Below are 22334 nucleotides of genomic sequence, written 5' to 3'. Positions count from 1 at the left end.
TGGTCGAAGTCGACCGACAGGTCGACGCGAAACGGCGTGGTGATGGCGACCAGCACGCCCCGCCAGGGCCTACCAGTTCCCACTCGGAAATCCCCTCTCCGCGCCGGCACCGCTCGTCACCCCACCCGCACTGTGCGCGGCGGCACTGGTGCAGTCCGTACCGGAACCTTAGGAACGTCTGTCGCCTCCGGTCTTCGGACAGATGCCGGAACAGTCGCGTTGCCGCCCGTTCTTTGTCGCGACTTCGACAGTGGACCTTGCGCGATGACCCACCGCACCGGAGGGTAAGGACTGGTGGTCGCGCGACCCCTGTCACGCAGCGCAACCAGGGGAGATACATGCACGGCGAGCTCCAGCGAATCGTCGACGCCGTCGCCGCCCGGGTGGGGCGACCCGCCCTCATCGAGGACCGACGGCAGCGGGTGGTCTCCTACAGCGAGCACGACGGCCCGATGGACGACGTCCGCCGGATGTCGATCCTGCGCCGGCAGACGACGCCGGAGGTGATCGCCTGGTTCCGGGGCATGGGCGTACTCACGGCGCGCGCGCCGGTCCGCACCCCCGCGTGCGCCGAGCTGGACCTGCTGGCGAGGGTCTGCGTGCCGATCCGGCACGACGACCTGCTGCTCGGGTTCGTCTGGTTCATCGACGCGGACGGTTCGATGACCGACGCCGACATCGCCACCGCGACCGGCGCCTTCACCGACCTGTCGCTGGCACTGTACCGGGAGAACCTGCTGGGTGAGCTCGCCTCGCAGCGGGAGACCGAGGCCACCCGCACCCTACTGGTGGAGAGCCAGCAGGCGCGCGAGCACGCGGCGCGGGCGCTGCTGGAGGAGGGCGTGGTGGCCGCCGACGGGTCGACCGTCGCGCTCGTCGCCCAGCTCGTGCCGGCCGGCGGGCGGCAGCCCGACGAGGTGGCCCGGATCGCCCTGGAACAGGCCCTGGTCACCACCCGCCGGTGGATCGGAGTGCGGGAGACGCTGCACCTCGTCTGGCACGACCACGGGGTGCTGCTGGTCTGCGGCGACCGGGTCGCCGGCCGCCCCTCGCCGGAGGCGTCCGCCGGGCACCTGGACGAGGCGCTGGGCACCACGACCCGGGGCCTGGCCTCGGTGGACCGGACCGTGACCGGGATCGGCCAGCCCCGCGCCGGGCTGTCCAGCGCGGTCGAGTCCTACCAGGAGGCCGCGCAGGCGGCCCGGGTCGGTACGCAACTGCCCGCGCTGGGCCGGGTGGTCTCCTGGGCCGGCCTGGGCATCTATCGGGTGCTGTCCCAACTGGACAGCCAGCACCTTGACGTCGCGGGCGTCCATCCCGGGCTGGAGCGGCTGCTGCGCGACGACGCCCACCAGGTGCTGCTGGAGACCCTGGAGGCCTACCTCGACCTAGCGGGCAACGCGCACGCGACCGCCGAAAAGCTCCGACTACACCGGACCACCCTCTACTACCGGCTGCAACGGGTCGAACAGCTCGCCGGGACCGACCTCAAGGACGGCAACGAACGGCTGTGCCTGCACCTGGCCATGAAGCTCGGTCGGCTCACCGGCCACTACCGCACGGCGTGACGCCCCCGGCCAGCCCGGCCGGCCGTTTCGCGGCGTGCTGGGGTAACGGGGGGGGCGATAGGACGTCGCCAGGCTTCCGCCGCGTCCCGCTCCCCCACCATTGGGGCAAGAGCCCGGCGACCGGATCATGGAAGCGGGTTATCGCGTCCACGCGCTCAGGCAGCCGGGCCGCATGTATTGCCAGCTCGCCCGTCCTTGGCTGCGGCGCCGAAGAAGACGACCAGCGCCTCGTAGCGGTCGGCAAGGACGAGCCGGATATTGCGCATCGCCTCATCTGACATACGGACGTCCGCAGGCGCCCTCGGGGGATAGCGGTTCCAGGTAGCGGGGGGACGCAGGGTCAAGTTCGACCAAGATTCCCTGCTCCTCCTCCAGTACCTGCCGTAGGTGGGGTTTGAGGACGTCGAACGGGGTCTGGCTCAGGTGCAGGAGCGGATCTGCCGGCCCCTGGGCCTGACCGGCACCGGCTTCCGGCCCGACCCCGCCCGCACGGCCCAGGCCGCGGCCACCGAACACCGACATCGGTCGTGGCATGTTGCGTGGCAGCGTCCACGACGAGAACTCGTGGTCCCTGGGCGGAACGGCGGGCAACGCCGGCCTGTTCGGCACGGCCGCCGACGTCGCCCGGTTCGGCGAGATGCTGCGGCAGGGCGGACGCTCGCCGGGGCGCCGTTCGTCCTCCTGGCGATGCAGAGCTACGGCGGCGAGATCTTCCTTCGGGTCTACGCCTTCGCCCTGCCGTTCATGGCGATCCTCCTGGCTGCGGTGCTGGTCCCCGTGTGGCCGGCGCGGCGGCGCGCCCTCGCGGCCCTGACGGCGGGCGTGCTGAGTACCGTCCTCATCGGCGCGTTCTTCGTCGCCCGGTACGGGAACGATGCGTTCGAGCAGGTACGGCCGGCCGATCACCGGGCCGTGGAGTGGCTCTACGCGCACGCCCCGGCGGGCGTCTCGTTCGTCTCGGTGACGTCCAACGTCCCCTGGCGGGCGCAGGGCATCGAACGGTACCGGTACCGACCCCTCGGGGAGGACCTCGGGCCGACGACGGTCACCGCCATCGAGGAAGAGATGCGGCGCAAGGTGCCGTTGCATTATCTGATCGGGAGGCGCGTTACGCCCGGGTCGGGTCCGCGTCAGATGACCCGGGCGAGTTCGCTGAACGCCGAAGCGACTCGGAGCTTGGGCTGACTGTCGAGCCCGAGTTCGTAGTGTCCGCGGCGGAGGTTCTGGATGAACGCGTGTCCGGCGATGATCACCTGTGCGGTTGGGTCGGTCCGGAGCCCGCGCATGGGTCGTAGCCGGTGCTTGAGCTGGCTGTGGTCGGCCTCGATCGGATTGTTCGCGTGCCGCTCGACGTGGTGCCAGGCTGAGGGGATCAGGTCGTCGAGCACGGCGGGGTAGACCGGAGCGGCGTCGGTGACCACTTCGCTGGGCGTCACCTTCAGCGTCCGCAGTGGGCGCTGGAAGAACCGCCGGGCCGCAGCGGCATCACGGCCAGCTGAGACGAGCACATCGATGACTTGTCCGTGCTGGTCGATCGCGCGGTAGACGTAGCGCCAAACCCCGTTGGCCTTGACGTAGGTCTCGTCGACGAACCACCGGTCACCCGGGGAGTGGCGAGCGAACCGGGCGGCGTCGGCCAGCAGCGGGGTGAACCGTTGCACCCACCGGAACACGGTGACGTGGTCGACCTCGACACCGCGCTCAGCCAGGAGTTCCTCCACGTCCCGGTAGGAGAGGTTGTAGCGCAGGTACCACCGGACCGCGACGATGATCACCTCTGCGGGAAACCGGAACCCGGTGAACGCCGACTTCGGCGGCGACCAGGGACGACGAGGACTCGACAGCTTCACCCATCAAGCCTGCCTCGATCCCTGGACACGAGCAACGCAACAAACCCGTCGTGCTCGCGTCTGCCGGTGGGAACACGGTGCCGGCGATCGCCCGCTTGGTGCAGGCCGACCGGGACACGATCCGGCTGGTCATCCACCGGTTCAACGAGATGGGGATGGCCAGCCTGGACCAAGGTCGAGCTCTGCTTCACCCCGACCTACGCCTCCTGGGCCAACCCGATCGAGGCCCAGTTCGGGCCGCTGCGCACCTTCGTCATCGCCGGCTCGAACCACCCCAACCACCCCGCGATGACCCGGAAACTGCAGGCCTACCTGCGCTGGCGCAACGCCAACGCCCGCCACCCCGACATCCTGGCCGCCCAACGCCGCGAACGCGCCCGCATCCGCATCCGCATCCGCATCCGCAGCGAACGACAACAACGCTGGGGCCAACCCGCCACCCGCGCAGCCTGACCCCAACACCGTCAACGTTCGTGGTCACGGCGCTAGCTGGGCCTCGGCCGGCACATCCTCAGGCTTCTGTCTCCGCGGCTGCGATCTCCGTGACACCTCCCATAAAGAGGAGTCTGAGATTCTCTTTATCGGTAGGGTTGCGATGTGCGGCTCAACAGATCCACAGACATCAGTCTTCGCATCCTCATGCTCGGTGCGACATGCGACGACCGGCTCACCATCGACGAGCTGGCCGAGGCACTCGTGGTCCCTCGGCATCACTTGGCCAAGGTGGTGCAGCGGCTGCAACACCTGGGCTTGCTGGAGACCGTCCGCGGCCGCAGCGGCGGCGTCCGCCTCGCCGCCACCGCGCACAGCACCTCCATCGGTGGCCTGGTGCGTGAGCTCGAGGGCGAGACCGAAGTCGCCGACTGTGAAGGCGAGCGGGCCTGCCCGCTGAGCCAGGCCTGCCGGCTGCGCGGAGCGCTGCGCCACGCCCAGGAGGCGTTCTACGCCACCCTCGACCCGATCACCGTCGCCGACCTGAGCGCACCGCCTGCCCGGCAGGTGCTGCTCAGCCTCGGCCGCCGGTAACCGTCCCACTCCTCGCCTGGAGGAACCATGCTGTCTACCACCAGTGTCCCGATCATCGAGGCCACCCTGCCGATCGTCGGCAGGCACCTCGACCAGATCTCCGGAATCTTCTACGACACGATGCTCGGCGAGAACCCGGAGCTGCTCAATCTGTTCAGCCGCAGCGCGCAGGCCACCGGTGAGCAGAAGAGCGCCTTGGCCGGCGCGGTGGCCGCGTTCGCCACGCACCTCGTCGGAGCGGGACCGGACGCCGTGGTCTTCGACCACCTCGTCGAACGCATCGCGCAGCGGCACTGTGCGCTGGGCATTCGCCCGGAGCAGTACACCACGGTCGGTCGCTACCTGATGGGCGCCGTCGGCGCCGTGCTCGGCGACGCGGTCACCCCGGCGGTCGCCGCCGCCTGGGACGAGGTCTACTGGCTTTTCGCCGCCCGGCTGATCGGTCGCGAGGCACGCCTCTACGCCGAGGCCGGAGTCGACGGCGCCAACCCGTGGCGCGAGTACGTGGTAGCGAAGAAGATCGCCGAAGCGCACGACACGGTGTCGTTCATCCTGACCCCCGCCGACGGGCGGCCGACTCCCGCCTTCCTGCCGGGCCAGTACGTGACGGTCGCCGCCGACCTGCCGGACGGCAGCCGCCAGCTGCGGCAGTACTCCCTCTCCCAGGCAGCCACCGGCGGCACCCTGCGGATCACCATCCGCCGGGTACGCGGCAGCGGCGGCACCCCGGACGGCGTGGTCTCCAGCTTCCTGCACGACGGGGTGAGCGCCGGCTCCCGGCTCCGGCTGAGCCACCCGTACGGCGACCTGACGCTGCGCGACAGCACTGCGCCGCTGGTCCTGGTAAGCGCTGGGGTGGGCATCACCCCGATGGCCGCGATCCTGGATCATGTGGCCCGCACCCAGCCGACCCGCAAAGTCACCATCGTGCACGCCGACCGCAATCCCGAACGACACCCGCTTCGACTGGACATGCACAGCCACGGCTCCCGGCTGACATCCTTCACCGCGGTCGTCTGGTATGAGGAAGCGAGCGACGCCCCGGGTGCGAACCAGGGCTTCATCGACACCGACAGCATCCCGCTCGACCCCGGCGCCGACGTCTACCTGTGCGGCCCGGTGCCATTCATGCAAGCGGTGCGCGCCGGGTTACACCGCCGTGGGGTGAACGACGAACAGATTCGCTACGAAGTCTTCGGCTCGGAACAGTGGCGGTCCACCCCGATCCCCGCAACCGTCTGATCAACACTTGCTGATAGACGCTGCCGCCGGAGCTGATCTGCATGGTTGACGCATCCGGGGCGGGACGAACGTCGTCGGAGGTTGTGTCCCACGCCGGAGCTGCCATGCTTGGCCTTGACCTGTCAATCCGCGTCGCGGTCCGAGGGGACCACCATCACCGGGCACGGCGCATGATCGATCAGGCTACGCGACGTTGATCCCATCACCAGTCCACGGAAGCCGCCCAGGCCGCGCGAACCGACAACGAGCAGACTGGCCGAAGTTCGACGGCTGAGAGTCATCAATGCTGCGGCAGCGGAATCCCCCGACAACACTTCGGTGCGGTACTCGACATCCGGGTACCGCACGCTGATCCCATGCGCGTCCGCCGCGGAGTCGCCCACTGCGCGCCAGAACGGTACGTCGCTGGTCGCGATGGCGCTGGCCGGGCTTGTGCCTGCCGATTGATAGGCGAGGATCAGTTCGGCGTCGCGGAGCCGAGCCTGGGTGAAGGCGGCGTCTGCCGCGGTGCGGGATCCGGATGAACCAAGCCCGGGGGTGGCAGCTCCGCCAGCGCAGCCAAAATCAGCTCCCGGCACCGCGGCATCCTCGTGGGCCAACGCGGCCCGGAGTCGGACCGCCGGGTCCGGGTCGGTGAGCCGGTCGCGGAGGTCGACACCGAGCTGGCCGAGGCAGCCCACCCACTGCGCCTGCGGCCCGGCGCCGCGTTCCGACCACTCCAGGACGACAACAGCCAGTTCCTCCCGCCGGCCCGCCAGGGACGGCATCTGCGCAATCGCCACGAGATTCTCCGCGCGCAACTCGGCCCGGTCCGGCGGGCTCCGTGACCATCGATGTCTAACGCACCGGGAGTCGGACACTCGTCAATGCGTCTTAGCTGAGGAGACCTCCGCGAAGCCGGACCTGTCAAGACCCGCAAGCCACGCCGAGCTCCTCGGCAGCTCCACGGCCACGCCGAACGAAGCCGATGCATGTCATCTCATCGGCGTGACCGGACGCCGGCGACCGGCGCCGACATCACCCTCGGTGACGAGCCGGGGTCGGCTCGGGGGCGGCGGATGCCGTCGGGTGGACGCTTCGCGGCATGGTCGCGCGGTCCGAGCGCGTCGCGGTTAGAACTGTGGCGATTCCACTTCCGATGGTCGGGGACGCGTCAACGGACGTGTCCGGCGCCAGAGCAGGAACGCGGTGCCGAGGACGACGACGCCGATGACCGCGTTCACGAGCATCGGCCGGGGGCCGCGCTGCGGGCGACCGGCGCTCCGGACGGTCAGGTCGGGCAGCAGACCGGTGGCTAGGTGCAGATCGTAGGTATGGCAGATTTGCATGCCGAACTCGCAGGTAGAACCGGTGTCGAAGCGGGACAGTGTCCGGCGGGTGCCGTCGCCGAGTTGCACTTCCGCCAGCGACGTGTGACCTTCGGCATTGATGGTCGCGACGATCACGCTGCCCACGGAACGCCAGCCGAGTAGTCGCCCGACGTCCTGGACCGGCGCCGGTGGTGTGCTGGCGTCCGTGACGGGCACGAAGTCGACGTTGCCCACTTTCCACAGGTACTCGTCGTGGCCGGTGTGGCCGCCGGTTGTGCCGGTGAATGGTCCCTCTGAGATCCATGGCACGGTGGCGAGGAACCTGCCGTCCGGCGACCAGCCGACGTTGGCGGCCAGCTCGCGTCCGGCCGTGATCTGGACGCTGCCGTATTCGCGGCCGTCGAGGTCGACGAGGTGGACCTTCTGGCCGACCTGCACGGCAAGGCGGCTACTGTCTGGGGCGAATGCCGCTGTCCACGCCGGTTTGATCGCCGGAACCTCGGTGCTGTGTCCGGTCGACAGGTCGAGCAGCCGCAGCGTACCGGTGCGGGCCACCTCGCCTTCGACGGTCCCGAACTCGTCGTAGCCGGTAAGGGGTGCGGCGCTGTACGCGACGTGCTGGCCGTCGGGGGACCAGGCCAGCAGCCGCACGCCGACCGGGTCGCCGAGCGGGATCGAACGGCGCCCGCCGCTGGTCAGGTCGACGAGAATCAGGTCGCGGGTCGCGCCGCGATCGTCGCCGAGCAGCACGCGGGTGCCGTCCGGGGCGAGCAGCGCCGACGGGCGGTTCCGCTCTTCCATGGCGTCTACCTGCCGGTACGTGTCCCCGTCGGCCCCGACGACCAGTGACTGGAACATGTTGAACGTCTCGCCGTTGCCGTAGCCATAGAGGGCGATCGCGCGGCCGGGCGGAGCCTTGGCGACGGTGCTGGTGAGCATCGAGTACCCGGCGAAGCGGTCCGGCAGGCTTGGCTTCGTCGACGGGGCCGCTGTCTGGACGGGAAGCTGGACGCCGGGCACGACCAGGACGACCAGGAGGAGCACGACGACCGCCCATACCGCGGCGGTGCCGAACCGCTGACGCCGAACCGAGCGGCGGCCCCGGGTGAGCACGGTGTCCAGGTAGCCGGGCGGCAGCGGCGGCGGATCGTCCGGCAGGGTGGCGAACAGTTCTCTCATGGCGTGTTCGACCCTCCTGGAACGTAGTTCGGCAGTAGGCGGCGCAGCGCCGCGATGGCGTGCGAGGTCTGGCTCTTGACGTTCCCGGTCGAGCAGCCCAACGCCGCCGCGGTCTGCGCGACGTCGAGGTCCTCCCAGTAACGCAGGACCAGCACCGCCCGCTGCCCGCGGGACAGCTTCGTGAGCGCAGCCAGCAGGTCTACGCGGTGTTCGGCGCCGGCCAGCGGCGCCGTCGAGGGCCCGATCACGTCGGCCAGGGGCCGGACCCGGCGGTTCCAGGACCGCTCCCGCTCCGCCAGGTAGGCGTGCACCAGCATCGTCCGGACGTAGGCGTCGAGCGAGTCCGCCGCCGACGCCTTCCGCCAATGCCGGTACAGCGCGACGAGGCACTCCTGCACCAGGTCGTCAGCGGCCGACCACTGCCCGCACAGTCGGTATGCCAGCCGTCGCAGCCACGACATGCGTGCCTGCACGTACTCGACGTACTCTCGTTCACTCCGCAACCCGGCCTCCCCACAAAACTATGAGTGGCCCGAGACCCGTTTCGGTTGTGGCGGGTTGTGATCGAAGTCGCGTGGTGGTCACATCCAGGCTGATCCAGCCAAGCCGATCCCAGGATCGCCGCCCTCATCTCGGCTCCGGTCGCCCCCGACGCGCTGTCAGCGGCCATGAGCGGATGTTCTGAGGTTCCACCCCGGGACCGGACACCAGGGTTTCATGCCGCGAGGGCGTGGGTTTGACGGTAGCAGGCGCGCGTCTCGTGGGGCGTGCGGTGGTTGAGTGTCGAGTGTAGACGGTTGTGGTTGTAGTAGGTGAGGTAGGCGAAGACGTCTCGTCGGGCGTCGGCTCGGGTGGCCCAGACGCGGGTGCCGATCTCGGCTTTGAGGGTGGCGAAGAACGATTCGGTGACGGCGTTGTCGTAGCAGGAGCCGACCCGTCCCATCGACGGCCGCATGTTCAGCCTGGTCAGGGTGGTGCGGAACTCGGTAGAGGTGTACTGCCCGCGGTCGGAGTGGAAGATCGCTGCCGGGGTCGACCAGGCCGCGTTGGTGGGCGAGGGTGACGGCGTCGGCGACGAGGTGCGCGCGCATGTGTGCGGCCATGGCGTGGCCGATGACTTCGCGGGTGTGCAGGTCGATGGTGGTGGCCAGGTAGAGCCAGCCCTCAGCGGTGGGTAGGTAGGTGATGTCCCCGACGAGGCGTTGCCCGGGGGCGTCGGCGGTGAAGTCCCGCCCGATCAGGTCCGGCGCCGGCGCTGCCGTCTGGTCCTGCCGGGTCAGCGAGCGGCGTCGACGGCGGGTGATCCCGACGATGCCCCGCTCGCGCATGATCCGCTCGACCCGTTTGCGGTTGACCCGCCGGCCCCGTCTGCGCAGCTCGACGGCCACTCGCGGGGAGCCGTAGGCGCCACGGTGCCCGCCGTGGATGGCGGCGATCTCGGCGGCGAGCTGGTCCTCGGCCGCGGCACGCTGCTCACGGGCCGGCTGCGCGGTCAGCCACTCGTAGAAGCCGGGACGTCGTACCGCCAGGACGCGGCACAGCCGCTGCACGCCGTAGTCGGCGCGGTGCTCGGAGATGAACCGGTAGCGGAGGGTCATCGACCCATCTCCTTGGCAAAATAGGCGGCCGCCTTGCGCAGGATCTCCTTCTCGACCTGCAACTCGGCGACCTGCTTACGCAGCCGACGCAGCTCCTCACGCTCGTCGGCGCTCACCGGCACCTCGCCGCGACCGCGACCGCCGGCCACGGCGGTCTTCGCGGCGTTCACCCAATTCCGCAGCGTCTCATGATTGACGCCGAGTTCCTGACCGACCTCACGCAGCGATCGACCCGACGAGCGGACCAGCTCAACAGCGTCCCTACGGAACTGCTCAGGGTACTTCGATGGACGTGGCACCAGGCCATCCTTCCCCAGACCACTGTCTGGGCTCAGGATGTCCGGTCCGCAGGGGGAACCTCAAACAGCAGTTGAAAATGACCCCACACGACGCGCGGCACCGCCACAGAGATCCTCCCGGCCCTCGTTGCGACCGAACGGATCCGGGAGGGATGCCGGCGGTGAAAGTTCTCTCCGCACGCTCGCCTGCTATGCAAGCCTGCGGCGCTGGCGCACACCCTCCAAGCTGCGCCGTCGTGGAAGACTCCCCTACAGGATTTGCCAGCGCAGTCGCTGCCGGCTGCCCTGTAGTGATGATCGGTGATCGAACACGATCAGGGCCGTCCAGGTGACGAGCCTCGGTCGACTCACCCTGCCCATTCTGCGTCAAGCGGTATCTCCAGCGACTCACCGGGCATCGATCCGTAGCCGCGACGCTACGAAGCCGCCCGCCGCCAAGACAACGACGGATTGCCGACATGCAACCCGTCGTTGTCCGGCTCGGGAAAGCCATCGTGAATCGGTCGTTACGTCGGAACGACCGTCAGACGGCGGTGCGGGACCACTGCTGGTTGGTGCCGGTGTTGCACGAATACTGCTTCAGGACCACCCCGTCCGCGGTCGACGCGGCCGGTACGTCGACGCATTTGCCGCTGTGGCGTGCCCGGAGCTGGAAGTAGCTGCCGTTGGCGACCATCTGGAACTGCTGGTTGCCGCCGGTGCCACAGGTGTACTGGATGAGTTCGGCGCCGTCGGCGGTCGACGCGCTGACCACGTCGAGGCACTTGCCGCTGTGCCGGCTGATGATGCGCCAGTAGCCGCTGCCGCCGTCCTGGAACTGCCACTGCTGCCACGCGTTGCCGCCGTACGTGTACTGGCCGACACGCGCACCGTTGTCGGTGTTCGGTGACTGGACGTCCATGGCCTTGCCGCTGTGCCGCACGGTGATCCGGTAGTACGTCCCCGTCGACGGCGGAGGTGTCGTGGGGCCGCCGCCGATGGTGTCGCCCCACGCGTACCGGATCTGGTCGGCGCCGGAGGTGTTGCGGACGGTCAGGTTGAGGTTGGTGCCGCTGCCGCTGAGGGCGAACATCGAGTACCAGTCGTATCCGATGGTGCCCGGCTTGCCGCCGAGGGCGGGCCAGTAGGTGCCGCCCATCTGGTTGTCGCGCATGACCTGCGCCATCGCGCGGATGTAGCGCACGAAGTTGTCGGTGCTGCCCGCGTCGGCGTAGTTGCGGCCGTCGTTCATGGGAGCGCCGAACTCGGTCGCGACCGCGCGGGAGGCGCAATTGCCCAGGCGGGTCTGGATGTGACTGCGGAAGGCGTCGTAGGTCATCGCACCGTAGAAGAACGCGTAGTAGTGGAAGGACAGCAGGGTCGAGTTGAAGCGGGTGTCGTTGCAGATGTCGCGCAGGTCCTGGCTGAAGCCGGTGCCACCGATGAGCACCCGGCCGGGCACCGCCGAGTAGTGGTAGCTCAGCCAGTTCGCCGCGACGTCGCGCCACTCCGCCGAGCTGTAGCCGTGCGGCTCGTTCATCGGCTCGAAGTAGACGTTGGTGTTCGAGCCGTACGTGTTGGTCACCGTGGACCACATCGCGTTCCATGCGGCGAGGTTCGTGATCCTGCCGCCGGAAGCGGCGCCGTCCTCCCAGTACGCCAGGATGACCTTGAATCCGCGGGCGGTGGCCGCGTCGATGGCACCTCGGTAGGCCTCCCACCAGGCCGTCCCCACCGTGTGCGTGTTGATGGGCAGCCGGACGGTGTTGACCCCCATGGTGGATGCCATGTCGTCGTAGAGGGCATTGGCCTTGGCCCGAACCGTCGCGTTGCTGTCGGACGAGCTCAGACCCTGCACGACAAGAGGGCCGGTCTTGAAGTTGTCACCCAACACGGCCCAGTTCATGCCTCGGAACTGGCTGGTCGCGGCAGTGGCCGGCGACGACGCGACGACGACGACGCCAACCATCGCCGTCATCGCGCTCACCAACGCGATCAGCAGACGGCGCAACCGGGTGCTCGGCAATACGTGTCCATGGAACGACTTCCTCTGTGTCATGACATGTCCAATCGGTGTAGGTCACAGTCGGGGTTCAGCTGGTCACGCGGAAGGTGGCGTCGGTACGGCTCCGCGTATCGGGGATCGGGTCGAGCCGGAGCAGGTAGCTGTAGTGCGGATGTAGCGGTCCGGGTGGCTGTAGGACTGAAACGACGTCCACGAGGAGTTGGCAAGGCCGGCGACCTGCCGGAAGGTGGCGTCTCGCATCGTGCGATTCGCTGTCCATCGGGAAACTCGCCGGGTGACCAGTGGTGTTCCTACGCCCAGGTCGACGACGACGTTGCGATGGGTTCCACCGACGTCACTACAGGCCCAGGCCCCGCAGGGTCGGTACGGTCTGGCCCACCCAGGCGAGGCCGGCGTCCTCGCGTGCGCCCTGGGTGCGTTGTGTGCCGGCCAGGAACCACAGGAAGTAGGTGGTGTAGCCGGGTGCGCTGACGACGGTGTGGTACCCCTCGGGCATCATCTGCATCACATGGTCACGGATGGTGACGTTCTCCTCGTACCCGTCGTCGGTGTAGACCCGGCTGATGCCGAAACCGTTCGCCGGGCTGACCCGGTAGTAGTACATCTCCTCGTGTGCGGCCTCGGCGGGCAGGTCGTCGACCTTGTGCCGGTGTGGCGGGTAGGTGCTCCAGTTGCCCGAGGGCGTGTAGGTCTCGCCGACGATGAGCCGGCGGGCGGGCAGCTCCGGCTGGGAGATCTCGGTGAGGATCTGATGGTAGGTACGGCCGAAGTTGGCCGCTCCCCAACGGCCGCCCGCGACCTGCTCCGGCGCGATGACATAGGGGTCGGTGGCCAGCTCACTGGGCGCGCTCGGTAGGGCGATCTCCACGGCGGTGACGGCTTCGACGGTCACCGAGGAGCCGGCCGGGAGGTAGACGGAGTGCGGCTTGCCGGAGAAGACGTCCGGACGTTGGCCGACCTGCGGGAAGTGGCGGCCGGCGACGGTGAAGTTGGCCGTTCCACCGAGGATGACGGCAAGGATCTCCCGGTCCCCGGACTCGCCGGTCCAGGACTCGCCGGCCGACAGCCGCAGCAGGGTGAAGTCGAGCAGCCGGCAGGGATTGACGGGCAGCGTGTTCCGGCCGTCGGCGGCGGGAATGGTGCAGTGGTAGCGGTAGTCCATGGTCACCTTTCGGGATGTGGGGCGGAGCGGGTGGGTCGCGGGGTCACCAGGGGCTGGCCCAGCCCGGAATGGTGGCGCGGGTGAGGGCTTCCAGGTAGAAGTAGTCGCCCCACAGGGTTCCCTCGTCGACGCCGACGCCCTTGGGCTTGTCGTAGACGCCGTGCAGGATCAGCGCGTTCGAGACCGGATGGCCGTCGGTGGAGTAGTGGTCGATGAGCGAGCGCAGGATCTCGGCGGCGGCCCTGCGGTACCGGTCGGCGCTGGCCGTGTCGGTGAGGCCGTCTGCCAGTTCGACCAGGCCACAGGCGGCGATGGCCGCGGCCGAGCTGTCCCGCTCCTGACCGCTGCCGTCGCCGAACTCCAGATCCCAGTACGCGACGCGGTCGTCGGGCAGGCAGGCGAGGAAGTGGTCGGCGCAGGTCCTGGCGGCGGCGAGCAGCGCGGGGTCGCCGAGGTGCCGGTGGTTGAGGCTGAAGCCGTAGATACCCCAGGCCTGCCCCCGGGCCCAGCAGGAGTGGTCGGCGTGGCCCTGTTCGGTCTCCCCACGCAGTGGGGCACCGCTGACCGTGTCCCAGTAGAAGGTGTGGAAGGTGGTGCCGTCCGGACGCAGGATGTGCTGGCGCAGTTGAGCGGTGTGCCGGCGGGCCGCGGCGGCGTAGCGGTCGTCGCCGGTGGTCTGGCTGGCCCAGAAGAGCAGCGGCGTGTTCATGAGGCTGTCGATGATCGTGCGGCCGCGTTGGCGGGGGTCGTTCAGGTCGCCCCAGGCCTGAATGATCCCGGCGGGTTCGAGGACACGCGTCATCAGGTGGTCGGCGGCGGCGAGAGCCGCGTCTCGGGCCCGCGGGTCGCCGGTACGACGAGCCGGGGTGACGCAGGAGAGGGTGTAGAGGAACCCGAGATCGTGGGTGTCCAGGTCGATGCCGCCGGTCATCCGGGCCGCGAAGCTGTCCACGTGTGACACCGCGGCCCGCAGGTAGCGATCGTCACCGGTCAGGTCGTGTGCCAGCCAGAGCATGCCCGGCCAGAAGCTGGTGGTCCAGCCGACGTTGGCGCCCTCGGGCTGGCCAGCACTCGGTGGCCGGAGCAGGTAGCGGTTGGCGTCGGTGGTGTCCCCGGGGTACCGGTCGCCGAAGGTGACGATGTTCGCGTCGACGATACGTATCGCGGCGGCCACCGCGGCGGCCGTGGCTTCTGCGTCGGAGCTGGGACGGACGTCGGTCGCCGTCATGGATGCTGTTCTCCCTCGTGTGTCCGGTCGGTGCCGGGCAGGTGTGTCATCGGCGTCCCGGCTCGGTGGCCGGCACGTGGTGTTCCGGGGCTCGGGGTGCGGTCGCCGGCCGGTCGAGGGCGGCGCGCATGGTGAATCGGCTGTTGGCCCAAACGACGTAGAGCAGTGGCGCGGCGGCGAGACCGAGCGCGATCGCGGGGCGGGCCGCCAGAATCTGGGCGAGCAGCGCGAGCACGAGCAGCGACGCGGCGGTGAGGTACCACCGGCGCACCGCCAGATACACGCAGGCGCGAGCCACCTCGCGCAGCGGCGCGGTGGGCCGCTCGGCGACGGTCACCAACCCGAGCAGCGTGGTCGCGACGGTGAGGACGATCAGGGCCGCCAGCACCGGCAGGGCGAGTGCCCCGACCCGGTGGCCCCACGCGGCGCGGGCGTCGACGGCGAGCACGACCAGGGCGGCCATGGCCGCCGCCGTCCAGAGCATCGCCGGCCGGGCAGTGGCTCGCCAGGCGCGGCCGTAGGTGCGCAGCACCCCGCCGGAGTCGCCGGCGGAGTAGGCGGACATGACCGCGAAGACCGCACAGAGCCCCGGCGCGCAGAGCGGGGCGGTGAGCGCGTACAGCGGCCAGGAGCGCGCCGCCTCGGTGGTGAACGCGAGCGTCACCAGTGGCAGGCAACCGAGCACCAGCAGCAGGTTGCTGACGAGCGCGACGTAGAACCCGTCGAAGACGGCGGTGATGGTGTCGTGGCGCGAACGCATGGGCCTCAGCCCTTCAGTCCGGTCGAGGCGATGCCCTCGATGAAGTAGCGCTGGCCGAGCAGGAAGATGACCGCGACCGGCAGCACGGACAGCACCGAGCCCGTCATGATCAGCGCGTACTCGGCGTTGTACTGGGAGATGAAGGTGTTCAACCCCAACTGGATGGTGCGCAGCTCCGGACTGCGCAGGTAGATCAGTGGGCCGAGGTAGTCGTTCCAGGTGGTCACGAACGTCAGCAGGCCCAGGCTGGCCAGCGCCGGTCGGGACAGCGGCAGCATGATCCGTCGGTAGATGCCGAACTCGCTGAGCCCGTCCACCCGCGCCGCTTCGCTGAGTTCCTCGGGGATCGTCTCGTAGAACTGCTTCATCAGGAACACGCCGAACGCGCCGAACGCCTGCAGCGCGACGATCGACCACAGCGTGTTCGACAACTGCAGCTTCGACATCAGGATGAACTGCGGGATCATGTACGACTGCCAGGGCACCGCGATCGTCCCGACGTACGCCAGGAAGAGCGCATTGCGGCCGGGAAAGCGGACCCGGGCGAAGCCGTAGGCGGCGAAGCTGCCGGTCACCACCTGTAGGAGGGTGACGACCCCCGACAGCAGCAGCGTGTTCCCCAGCCACGTCGTCATGTCCGAGCGCTGCCAGATGTCGAGGTAGTTTCGCCACACCACGGGATCGGGGAGCCAGGTGATCGGGATGGTGAAGACGTCGCTGTTGGTCTTCAACGACGCCACCACCATCCAGTAGAACGGCAGCAGCAGCCCGGCCGCCGCGAGCACGAGGGCGGCGTACCCGACGAGCCGCCAGCCCCGGGACCGGACCGGTCGGCCGGGCGCGCTGCGGTTGTCGGGCGCGGCGACGGCCGGGGCAGGCAGGGAGAGGTCGGTCGCGGTCATCAGCTGTTCCTCCGCTTGTTGACCATGAACTGGATGACCGTGATGCTGAAGCAGATGGCGAACAGGACGATGGAGACCGCCGAGGCGTAGCCGAACTGGTTCTCCTCGAAGCCCTTCTGGTAGATGTACTGCGAGAGCACCAGTGTCGACTGGCCGGGTCCGCCGCCGGTCATCACGAGGATGAGGTCGAAGACCTTGAAACTTTCGATGGTGAGCAGCACGGTGACGAAGAAGGTGGTGTGTCGTAAGCCGGGGAGGGTCACGTGCACGAACCGCTGCCACGGTGTGGCGCCGTCGGTCTCCGCCGCCTCGTAGAGCTGGGCCGGGATGGTCTGCAGGCCAGCCAGGAACAGCAGCATGTAATAGCCCATGTAGCGCCAGGTGCCGACGATGATGACCGCCGGCATCGACCAGGTCGACGATGCGGTCCAGCCCGGCGCATTGTCCACCCCGACGGCACCGAGGAGAGCGTTGATCGGGCCGTACTCCGGACTGAAGAGCTGGTTCCACACGACCGCGATCGCCACGATCGAGGTGATGTAGGGGAAGAAGGCGACGGTGCGGAAGAACCGCACGCCGCGCAGTTTGCGGTTGAGCAGCAGCGCCAGCCCGAGTGACGCGACGAGGGTCAGCGGGATGTGGAAGACGGTGTAGTAGACGGTGTTGCGCAGTGCGGTCCAGAAGCTCGCGTCATCCCACATTCGCCGGAAGTTGGCGGTGCCGGTCCACTCGGCCACCCCGAAGACGTTCCAGTTGGTGAAGGCCACGTAGAACAGCACGGCGACGGGTAGCAGGGTGAGCACGGCGAAGCCGACGAAGTTGGGAAGGATGAACGACCAGCCGGCGACCGTGTTGCGCGACACCAGCCGCCGGTTCCTGGGTCTCGTGTGCGGCAATGTTGCCATAGGGAGTCTCCGGAAGCGTTCGGCCTGGTGGCGGGACCGGCGTGCGGCTCAGGCGCGCCGGGCCCGCCATCAGCTCACTGGTTGAGGACTTCGTTCTTGGCGCGGGTCTGCGCCTTGCTCAGCTCCGCGTCGACGCCCTTGCTGTCGGAGAGGATCGCCGAATGCGTCTCGTTGAGGAGGTTTTGCAGGCCGGCGGTGTGCTTCGACACCGGGTTCTCCGGCTTGATGGTGTGCTTGGCGTAGGCGAACTTCGACAGGTCGTCCTGCGGTACGCCGTCCAGCCCGAACAGCGTCGCGGTGACCGCGTCGGTGACCTGGGCCGGGGTGATGCCGATCCCGGCCAGGGCCTTGCCGGCATCCGGGCCGGCCGCGTACTGGAGGAACGCCTTGGCCGCGGCGGTCTTGGACTTGCTGATCTTCGGGTTGATCCCCAACCCGGTTGGGTCACCGAAGGTGACAGGTGTGGCGGAGGTGCCGGTGGTGGACTTGTCGAACTGCGGTGCCGGTGCGATTCCCCACTGGAACGTGTCGGCGTCACCGCTCTTTCGCTGGTTGAGCAGCGTAGCCACGTACCAGGTGCCCATCAGCAGCATCGCCGACTGCTGCTTGCCGAACTGCGCCTGGTAGGTGAGTTTGTTGGTCTTCGCGGTGCCGAAGGTCGGCTGCGCGCCGGTCGCCTGCAGGTCCAGTGACCGCTCGTAGTACGGCTTCAGGTAGCCGAAGTCCCCGGAGAGCAGGTCCGCGTTGGGGGTCTGGGCGAGCGCGAATCCCTGCACTGTCGACTGGAAGGTGTGCTGGTACGCGCCTGTCGCGTTCGAGCCGGCCGCCTTCAGCCCGGTGTGCAGTCGCTTCGTCGCGTCGGTGTAGTCGTCCCAGGTCCAACTGCCGTCCGGCGGCGCCACCTTCGCCTTCGCGAACAGATCCTTGTTGTAGAACAACACCCACGAATCCTGCCGGTACGGCACCGCGTACGCCTTGCCATCCACCTGGTACGACGCGAGCGCCGGGCCCGAGCCGAGACCGGAGGTGGCGTCGGAGACGTCGAGCAGCTGACCACCGCTCTGGTACGTGTAGAAGTTCTTGAGGTTCTTCATGACGTAGACGTCCGGGGCGGTGCCGGCGGCCAGGTCCGTGATCATCTGGGTGTCGTAGTCGTTGCCTGCGGCGTACTCCTTGAGCTCCACTGTCACGTTCGGGTGGGTCGCCTTGAAGCCGTCGGCGAGCGTCTTGAACTCTGGCGTGGACGACAGGCTCCAGCCGGCCAGGGTGATCGTCACCGGGGCGTTGGGGTCGACTGGCTCGTCTCCGCCGCCGCAACCGGCGAGAACAAGCGTCAGGGCCGTCGCAGCGCTGATGACGGCCGGTATCGCACGCTTCATCCCTTCCTCCTCAGGTCAAGGGCCCGGACGGGCCCGCACTGCTACCAGGCCGCTTGGGTGGGCCGGGCATGCTCCGTGTCCAGACGGGTCGACGTGCTGATCCCGTCGGGCCAGTCGACCGCCAGGTGAAGGCCGTGGCCGTCCTCGTCGACCACGGCCTGGCATGCCCGCCCGGCGGTGGCTACCGGCATCCTGGACAACTCGGTGAAGGTGGCGACCCATGCGCCCGGCCGGACAGGGTGGTCCAGCCAGGGCACGACCAGCCCGCCGGCCAGGGGCCCGCCGTGCGGGACGGCGGTGGCGCCGGCCGTTCCGCCGCCGTGCACGCTCTCCAGCACGCTGGTCAGGCCGGCGCCGGTCACGGCCGCCACACCGCCGTGGAGGTCAGCCGTCGCGTCTCCGGCAACGGCCCAGCCGCCGATTCGCAGCCGCAGCGCAGCCGCCTCGACGCCGTCGGCGAGGCCGTCGACGCGGGTCAGACGCAGCTCCCAGGGGCCGCGGACCAGCGAGTACACCGTGAGGTGCCCGGCCGGTCGGGACTGGCCCAGGAGGCCGCCGCCGTGATCGCGCTGACCCGGATTCGGGTCGACCCAGTGGGCGAGGGCACGTGACCCGGCCACACCCACGCCGTCGGTGTCGACGCGCACGGTCAGCAGGCGCATGCCGGCGCGGTGCGTGACCCGGCCCGCGTCGTCGACGAGAGTGACGGACTGGTCGAGCGGGCTGGCCCAGCCGCTGTCGTCGAGGACGGGGCTGGTGGCGGTGGAGTAGCCCAGTCGGGCGTAGAGCGGGGAATCTGAGACGGTGGCACCCTCGACGGCGTGGTCGGTGCCGTGGTTGACGACGCGAACGATGCCGTCGGCACGGGTGCCGCAGACCAGCCAGCCGGGCGCGGGTATCGCCCGCAGCGTGTCCCGCTCCTGCACCGGCAGGGGCTCCTCGGGGTTCGTCCAGACAGGATGGTCGGCGGGTAGCGCGATGCCGAGTAGGCCCTTGCTGGCCCAGTACGGCGAGCCCGGCCCGGAGTACGACTGCGCGAGTCGCGGCCACGGCCCGTGCCACCCGAGGGTGAGCAGGCCCCGTTCATCCAGGGCGCCGTTGGCGACGAAGTGGCGCACGATGCGGGTGGCCGCGCCGCGCAACCGGCCGAGGCTGACCGAGGGCACGCCGGCGATGGCGCCGACCCAGAACGGCGCCGCCGCGGCGAAGCGGTAGGTCAGGCTTCGCCCCTGGATCAACGGCGATCCGTCGGCGCCCACGAGCGCGACCGCGTCGGCGAGGAAGCGGTCGAGGCCGGCAAGGTCCCGTTCGCGGCGCTGCTCGGCGAGGTCGGCGGCGCCGGCCATCCGGGCCCACAGCGTCGGGTAGAGGTGCAGGGCCCAACCCACATAGTGGTCGTAGGCGCGGTCCGGCCCGTCGGACATCCAGCCGTCCCCGCGGACGAAGCCGTCGTGCGTGGTGAGGTCCTCGTTCATCTCGTCGAGCGAGTGCGGCCCGCCTACCGACCGCAGGAACGTCTGGACGACCAGCCGGAACCAGACCCAGTTGATCCGCGGGTAGGTGTCGTCGCCGACCGTAGGGCGCAGATAGTCCACCACCCGCTCTCGCACCGCCGACGGCAAACGGTCCCAGATCCACGGGCGGGTCAGGTCCAGGACCAGCGCGATGGAGGCAGCCTCCACCTTGGCCTGTGGGTGCTCGTCCAGACGCACCCAGCGGTCCGGAGAGCTCGGGTCGGTGCCAGCGGCGATGCCGGCCGCGTACCTGTCGACGAGTTCGTCCACGCCCACCCCCTGGGCACCCGCGATGCGGAAGCCGGCCAGCAGGAAGGTGCGCGCGAACCCCTCCAGGCCGTCGACGGCCCGCCCGTAACCGCCCTCCGGCCCGGGAAACGTGACGAGGGCGTGCCCGGGCGACGCGAACGGCCGGGCGGCGGCGAGCATCCGATCGGCGAGGGTCAACCAGTCATCCCGGTGCCAGGTCGCGGCGGCGGGGGCACAGGGGTTCGTCCCCGGTGCCAGCCGGCCGGCCGGCCCGAACGTCATCCGAGGTCCTGTCGCATCGAGCCGTCTCCGTGGAATGTGGCGAGCGGGGCGTTGCCCATGAATGTGACGTACAGACATCTGCCGGGTTTCCGAAGTAAAACGCTCACAACAGAGCAAGTCAATGCTGTTCTCAAACCTATATGGACACAACCGATCATGGGAGCGCATAGCGCAGTTTCAACGCGCCAAGTGCTCTGATACGATCACAATCGTTCATAGCCGCTCTACCGTCCGAGGAGTCATGACCGTCGCAGACCGCCTCGCGGACCTGCTGGCCGCGGTGTGGCGCGGTCACCGGACGGAACCGCCGGCACGGGTGCTCACGTCGCCGGACGACGCCGAGGACCTCGACCCGGACCAGGCGACCTCGCCGCCCCACATCCACCTGCTCGTCGCCGGCCAGGCGCAGCTCGGCGACGGCCACGCCGAGACCTCCGCGTTGGACGGCGTCAGCCGGCAGCCGGGTTCGGCGCCGTGCGCCGCGACGACCCGGCGGAGCACGACTTCTATGCTCTTCGACGGATGGGTGGATCAGCCGATCCGGCTCGCGATCAACGTCACCGCGTTCGACCCGGCCGGCGAGTTCGTCCGCACCCTGCAAGAGCTCTCGCCGCACGAAGCGTTCCCCGGAGGTCCCCCATGACCAAGGACAGTCCTGTCGTCGCCACGGCGGAGGGCTCCCGAGGGCCGCTTCAGGTCGCCCGCCGCCAGCAACTGTTGGCAGCCCTGCAACGGGACGGCTCGATGCGCATCTCTGACCTGTCCCACGTGCTGGGCGCCGCGCCGGTCACCATCCGGCGCGACATTGCGGAGCTGGCCGCCGAGGGGTTGGTTCGCCGCGTCCACGGTGGGGTCGCCCTGATCCTGCCGGACGACGCCCCGGCAGCAGACGAGGCACCTGTCGCCGGCCTGGACCCGCTGGTCGGGCGCGCCCTCGGCATGCTCGTGCCCTCGTTGGACTACTACTGGCCGGACGTGGCTCGCGGCGTCGAGGGGGCAGCCCGCGAGCTCGACATGCGCGTGGTTCTGCGCGGCTCCTCCTACGACACCGAGGACGACCAGCCGCAACTGGCCCGCCTCGTGGAGCGGATGGGCGTCGACGCGCTCATCATCGCGCCGAGCATGGACGCCCCGAGCGCCGAGCGCACCATCGAGTGGCTCGACCAGGTCGGCCTCCCGGTCGTCCTGCTGGAACGCACCGCTTCGGTAGGCAGCCACCACGCGGTCATGGAGTCGGTGGTCACCGACCACGCACTCGGTGCAGCCATGGCGGTACGCCACCTCACCTCGCTCGGACACCGCAAGGTCGGCCTGGTGCTCGACGCCAACAGCCCCACCAGCCAGCACGTACGGCGCGGCTGGCTCGACGCCACGACCGAGTGCGGCCTCGATTCGGACGCGACGGTGGTGGCCGTGGTGCCCGACGCACGGTCACCGGAGCGGGACACCGTACTCAACGACGTCCTCGACCGGTGCCAGGCGACCGGGACGACGGCACTGCTGGTGCACGCCGACGCCGAGGCCATCGCGCTGGTGCAGCACTGCGAGGAGCGGCACCTTTCCGTTCCCGGCGACCTCTCCATCGTGGCGTACGACGACGAGGTCGCCGGGCTCTTCAGCCCGCCGCTGACCGCGGTCCGACCGCCGCGACGCTCGATCGGACGGGCCGCCGTGCGTCTCGTCGCCGACCGGCTCGTCGACCCCGACCGCCCCACTCACCGGATCGTCATCAGCCCGTCACTGCGGATCCGGGAGTCGACCGCGCCGCCACCCGCGTAGGCGGTATGCCCCGGTCCGGAACGTTCGGACAGGGCAAGCCAGGGTGATCCGGACCGTTCACCTGGCGCGGGCGGGTCGGCCGTGACCCCGTGCCGGG

Annotated in this window: 22 protein-coding genes and 3 pseudogenes; 8 read left to right on the top strand and 17 right to left on the bottom strand. The window is 69.4% G+C overall.

Annotated elements, in window-relative coordinates; genetic code table 11:
* The first annotated feature begins 338 nt into the window (after positions 1–338).
* The gene (locus OG811_RS23565) at positions 339–1568 is read left to right on the top strand and encodes a PucR family transcriptional regulator (protein WP_406068739.1); all 1230 of its coding nucleotides are present in this window, start codon (positions 339–341) and stop codon (positions 1566–1568) included.
* 155 nt (positions 1569–1723) lie between these two features.
* Here OG811_RS23565 and OG811_RS23560 read toward each other — a convergent pair whose 3' ends face one another.
* A complete protein-coding gene (locus OG811_RS23560) occupies positions 1724–1849 on the bottom strand; it encodes a hypothetical protein (protein ID WP_406068737.1) in 126 nt (41 codons plus the stop codon).
* A gap of 406 nt (positions 1850–2255) precedes the next feature.
* On the opposite strand from OG811_RS23560, the gene OG811_RS23555 reads away from it, so the two are divergent.
* Positions 2256–2753, top strand: coding sequence for a hypothetical protein (locus OG811_RS23555; protein WP_406068736.1), 498 nt, complete (start codon positions 2256–2258; stop codon positions 2751–2753).
* Here OG811_RS23555 and OG811_RS23550 read toward each other — a convergent pair.
* Positions 2699–3412, bottom strand: a complete 714-nt coding sequence (locus OG811_RS23550; protein WP_406075880.1) for an IS6 family transposase — start codon at positions 3410–3412, stop codon at positions 2699–2701. The genes OG811_RS23555 and OG811_RS23550 overlap by 55 nt on opposite strands.
* A gap of 56 nt (positions 3413–3468) precedes the next feature.
* Here OG811_RS23550 and OG811_RS23545 point away from each other — a divergent pair.
* The 4 genes and pseudogenes from OG811_RS23545 to OG811_RS23530 form a co-directional block, all read left to right on the top strand.
* Positions 3469–3531: pseudogene (locus tag OG811_RS23545) on the top strand (hypothetical protein); the annotation flags it as partial.
* 43 nt (positions 3532–3574) lie between these two features.
* A pseudogene (locus OG811_RS23540) lies at positions 3575–3871 on the top strand (hypothetical protein); the annotation flags it as partial.
* 144 nt (positions 3872–4015) lie between these two features.
* Positions 4016–4444, top strand: a complete 429-nt coding sequence (locus tag OG811_RS23535) for an RrF2 family transcriptional regulator (protein WP_406068734.1) — start codon at positions 4016–4018, stop codon at positions 4442–4444.
* A 27-nt stretch (positions 4445–4471) separates the two neighbouring features.
* The gene (locus OG811_RS23530; RefSeq protein WP_406068732.1) at positions 4472–5686 is read left to right on the top strand and encodes a globin domain-containing protein; all 1215 of its coding nucleotides are present in this window, start codon (positions 4472–4474) and stop codon (positions 5684–5686) included.
* A 122-nt stretch (positions 5687–5808) separates the two neighbouring features.
* Here the strand turns inward: OG811_RS23530 and OG811_RS23525 are convergent, their stop codons facing one another.
* The 15 genes and pseudogenes from OG811_RS23525 to OG811_RS23455 form a co-directional block, all read right to left on the bottom strand.
* Positions 5809–6486 (bottom strand): universal stress protein, encoded by a 678-nt coding sequence (locus OG811_RS23525; protein ID WP_406068730.1) that lies wholly within the window; start codon positions 6484–6486, stop codon positions 5809–5811.
* A gap of 312 nt (positions 6487–6798) precedes the next feature.
* On the bottom strand, positions 6799–8175 hold the full coding sequence (locus OG811_RS23520; protein ID WP_406068728.1) for a hypothetical protein: 1377 nt from the start codon (positions 8173–8175) through the stop codon (positions 6799–6801).
* Positions 8172–8678 carry a SigE family RNA polymerase sigma factor gene (locus OG811_RS23515; RefSeq protein ID WP_406068726.1) on the bottom strand — a complete coding sequence of 169 codons (507 nt, stop codon included), beginning with the start codon at positions 8676–8678 and terminating at the stop codon, positions 8172–8174. Before OG811_RS23515 ends, OG811_RS23520 begins: the two co-directional genes overlap by 4 nt.
* 212 nt (positions 8679–8890) lie before the next feature.
* On the bottom strand, positions 8891–9118 hold the full coding sequence (locus tag OG811_RS23510) for an integrase core domain-containing protein (protein WP_406075879.1): 228 nt from the start codon (positions 9116–9118) through the stop codon (positions 8891–8893).
* A 109-nt stretch (positions 9119–9227) separates the two neighbouring features.
* A pseudogene (locus tag OG811_RS23505) lies at positions 9228–9773 on the bottom strand (IS3 family transposase); the annotation flags it as partial.
* On the bottom strand, positions 9770–10072 hold the full coding sequence (locus OG811_RS23500; RefSeq protein ID WP_406068724.1) for a transposase: 303 nt from the start codon (positions 10070–10072) through the stop codon (positions 9770–9772). The pseudogene OG811_RS23505 and the gene OG811_RS23500, both read right to left, overlap by 4 nt.
* A gap of 523 nt (positions 10073–10595) precedes the next feature.
* Positions 10596–12110 carry an RICIN domain-containing protein gene (locus OG811_RS23495; protein WP_406068722.1) on the bottom strand — a complete coding sequence of 505 codons (1515 nt, stop codon included), beginning with the start codon at positions 12108–12110 and terminating at the stop codon, positions 10596–10598.
* A gap of 42 nt (positions 12111–12152) precedes the next feature.
* Positions 12153–12317, bottom strand: coding sequence for an AbfB domain-containing protein (locus OG811_RS23490; RefSeq protein WP_406068720.1), 165 nt, complete (start codon positions 12315–12317; stop codon positions 12153–12155).
* Positions 12318–12414: 97 nt separating this feature from the next.
* Positions 12415–13239, bottom strand: a complete 825-nt coding sequence (gene iolB, locus OG811_RS23485; RefSeq protein ID WP_406075877.1) for a 5-deoxy-glucuronate isomerase — start codon at positions 13237–13239, stop codon at positions 12415–12417.
* Between the two features lie 43 nt (positions 13240–13282).
* Positions 13283–14467 (bottom strand): glycoside hydrolase family 88 protein, encoded by a 1185-nt coding sequence (locus OG811_RS23480; RefSeq protein ID WP_406068719.1) that lies wholly within the window; start codon positions 14465–14467, stop codon positions 13283–13285.
* Positions 14468–14513: 46 nt separating this feature from the next.
* Positions 14514–15227, bottom strand: coding sequence for a hypothetical protein (locus OG811_RS23475; RefSeq protein WP_406068718.1), 714 nt, complete (start codon positions 15225–15227; stop codon positions 14514–14516).
* A gap of 5 nt (positions 15228–15232) precedes the next feature.
* Positions 15233–16129, bottom strand: coding sequence for a carbohydrate ABC transporter permease (locus OG811_RS23470; protein ID WP_406068716.1), 897 nt, complete (start codon positions 16127–16129; stop codon positions 15233–15235).
* Positions 16129–16992, bottom strand: coding sequence for a carbohydrate ABC transporter permease (locus OG811_RS23465; RefSeq protein ID WP_406068714.1), 864 nt, complete (start codon positions 16990–16992; stop codon positions 16129–16131). Before OG811_RS23465 ends, OG811_RS23470 begins: the two co-directional genes overlap by 1 nt.
* A 116-nt stretch (positions 16993–17108) precedes the next feature.
* Positions 17109–18413 carry an ABC transporter substrate-binding protein gene (locus OG811_RS23460; RefSeq protein WP_406068712.1) on the bottom strand — a complete coding sequence of 435 codons (1305 nt, stop codon included), beginning with the start codon at positions 18411–18413 and terminating at the stop codon, positions 17109–17111.
* A 41-nt stretch (positions 18414–18454) separates the two neighbouring features.
* Complete coding sequence (locus tag OG811_RS23455; protein WP_406068710.1) at positions 18455–20458, bottom strand: DUF2264 domain-containing protein; 2004 nt, start codon at positions 20456–20458, stop codon at positions 18455–18457.
* A gap of 241 nt (positions 20459–20699) precedes the next feature.
* On the opposite strand from OG811_RS23455, the gene OG811_RS23450 reads away from it, so the two are divergent.
* Together OG811_RS23450 and OG811_RS23445 are read left to right on the top strand one after the other, a co-directional pair.
* Positions 20700–21101, top strand: coding sequence for a hypothetical protein (locus OG811_RS23450; protein ID WP_406068708.1), 402 nt, complete (start codon positions 20700–20702; stop codon positions 21099–21101).
* Positions 21098–22237: a substrate-binding domain-containing protein gene (locus tag OG811_RS23445; protein WP_406068707.1), complete on the top strand. Its 1140-nt coding sequence runs from the start codon at positions 21098–21100 to the stop codon at positions 22235–22237. The genes OG811_RS23450 and OG811_RS23445 overlap by 4 nt, the downstream gene beginning before the upstream one ends.
* Positions 22238–22334 lie beyond the last annotated feature (97 nt).

The organism is Micromonospora sp. NBC_01638, assembly GCF_045209745.1.
Classification (GTDB): Bacteria; Actinomycetota; Actinomycetes; order Mycobacteriales; family Micromonosporaceae; genus Micromonospora.
This window is presented reverse-complemented; position numbering and strand designations above follow the sequence as displayed.

Excerpts from the sequence above, each read along its gene's own strand:
- OG811_RS23555 (WP_406068736.1), top strand. The coding sequence starts at position 2,256 with ATGCAGAGCTACGGCGGCGAGATCTTCCTTCGGGTCTACGCCTTCGCC.
- OG811_RS23565 (WP_406068739.1), top strand. The coding sequence starts at position 339 with ATGCACGGCGAGCTCCAGCGAATCGTCGACGCCGTCGCCGCCCGGGTG.
- OG811_RS23480 (WP_406068719.1), bottom strand. The coding sequence starts at position 14,467 with ATGACGGCGACCGACGTCCGTCCCAGCTCCGACGCAGAAGCCACGGCC.
- OG811_RS23495 (WP_406068722.1), bottom strand. The coding sequence starts at position 12,110 with ATGACACAGAGGAAGTCGTTCCATGGACACGTATTGCCGAGCACCCGG.
- OG811_RS23530 (WP_406068732.1), top strand. The coding sequence starts at position 4,472 with ATGCTGTCTACCACCAGTGTCCCGATCATCGAGGCCACCCTGCCGATC.
- OG811_RS23455 (WP_406068710.1), bottom strand. The coding sequence starts at position 20,458 with ATGACGTTCGGGCCGGCCGGCCGGCTGGCACCGGGGACGAACCCCTGT.
- OG811_RS23445 (WP_406068707.1), top strand. The coding sequence starts at position 21,098 with ATGACCAAGGACAGTCCTGTCGTCGCCACGGCGGAGGGCTCCCGAGGG.
- iolB (WP_406075877.1), bottom strand. The coding sequence starts at position 13,239 with ATGGACTACCGCTACCACTGCACCATTCCCGCCGCCGACGGCCGGAAC.
- OG811_RS23510 (WP_406075879.1), bottom strand. The coding sequence starts at position 9,118 with ATGGGACGGGTCGGCTCCTGCTACGACAACGCCGTCACCGAATCGTTC.
- OG811_RS23475 (WP_406068718.1), bottom strand. The coding sequence starts at position 15,227 with ATGCGTTCGCGCCACGACACCATCACCGCCGTCTTCGACGGGTTCTAC.
- OG811_RS23460 (WP_406068712.1), bottom strand. The coding sequence starts at position 18,413 with ATGAAGCGTGCGATACCGGCCGTCATCAGCGCTGCGACGGCCCTGACG.
- OG811_RS23520 (WP_406068728.1), bottom strand. The coding sequence starts at position 8,175 with ATGAGAGAACTGTTCGCCACCCTGCCGGACGATCCGCCGCCGCTGCCG.
- OG811_RS23470 (WP_406068716.1), bottom strand. The coding sequence starts at position 16,129 with ATGACCGCGACCGACCTCTCCCTGCCTGCCCCGGCCGTCGCCGCGCCC.
- OG811_RS23450 (WP_406068708.1), top strand. The coding sequence starts at position 20,700 with ATGACCGTCGCAGACCGCCTCGCGGACCTGCTGGCCGCGGTGTGGCGC.
- OG811_RS23490 (WP_406068720.1), bottom strand. The coding sequence starts at position 12,317 with ATGCGAGACGCCACCTTCCGGCAGGTCGCCGGCCTTGCCAACTCCTCG.
- OG811_RS23560 (WP_406068737.1), bottom strand. The coding sequence starts at position 1,849 with ATGTCAGATGAGGCGATGCGCAATATCCGGCTCGTCCTTGCCGACCGC.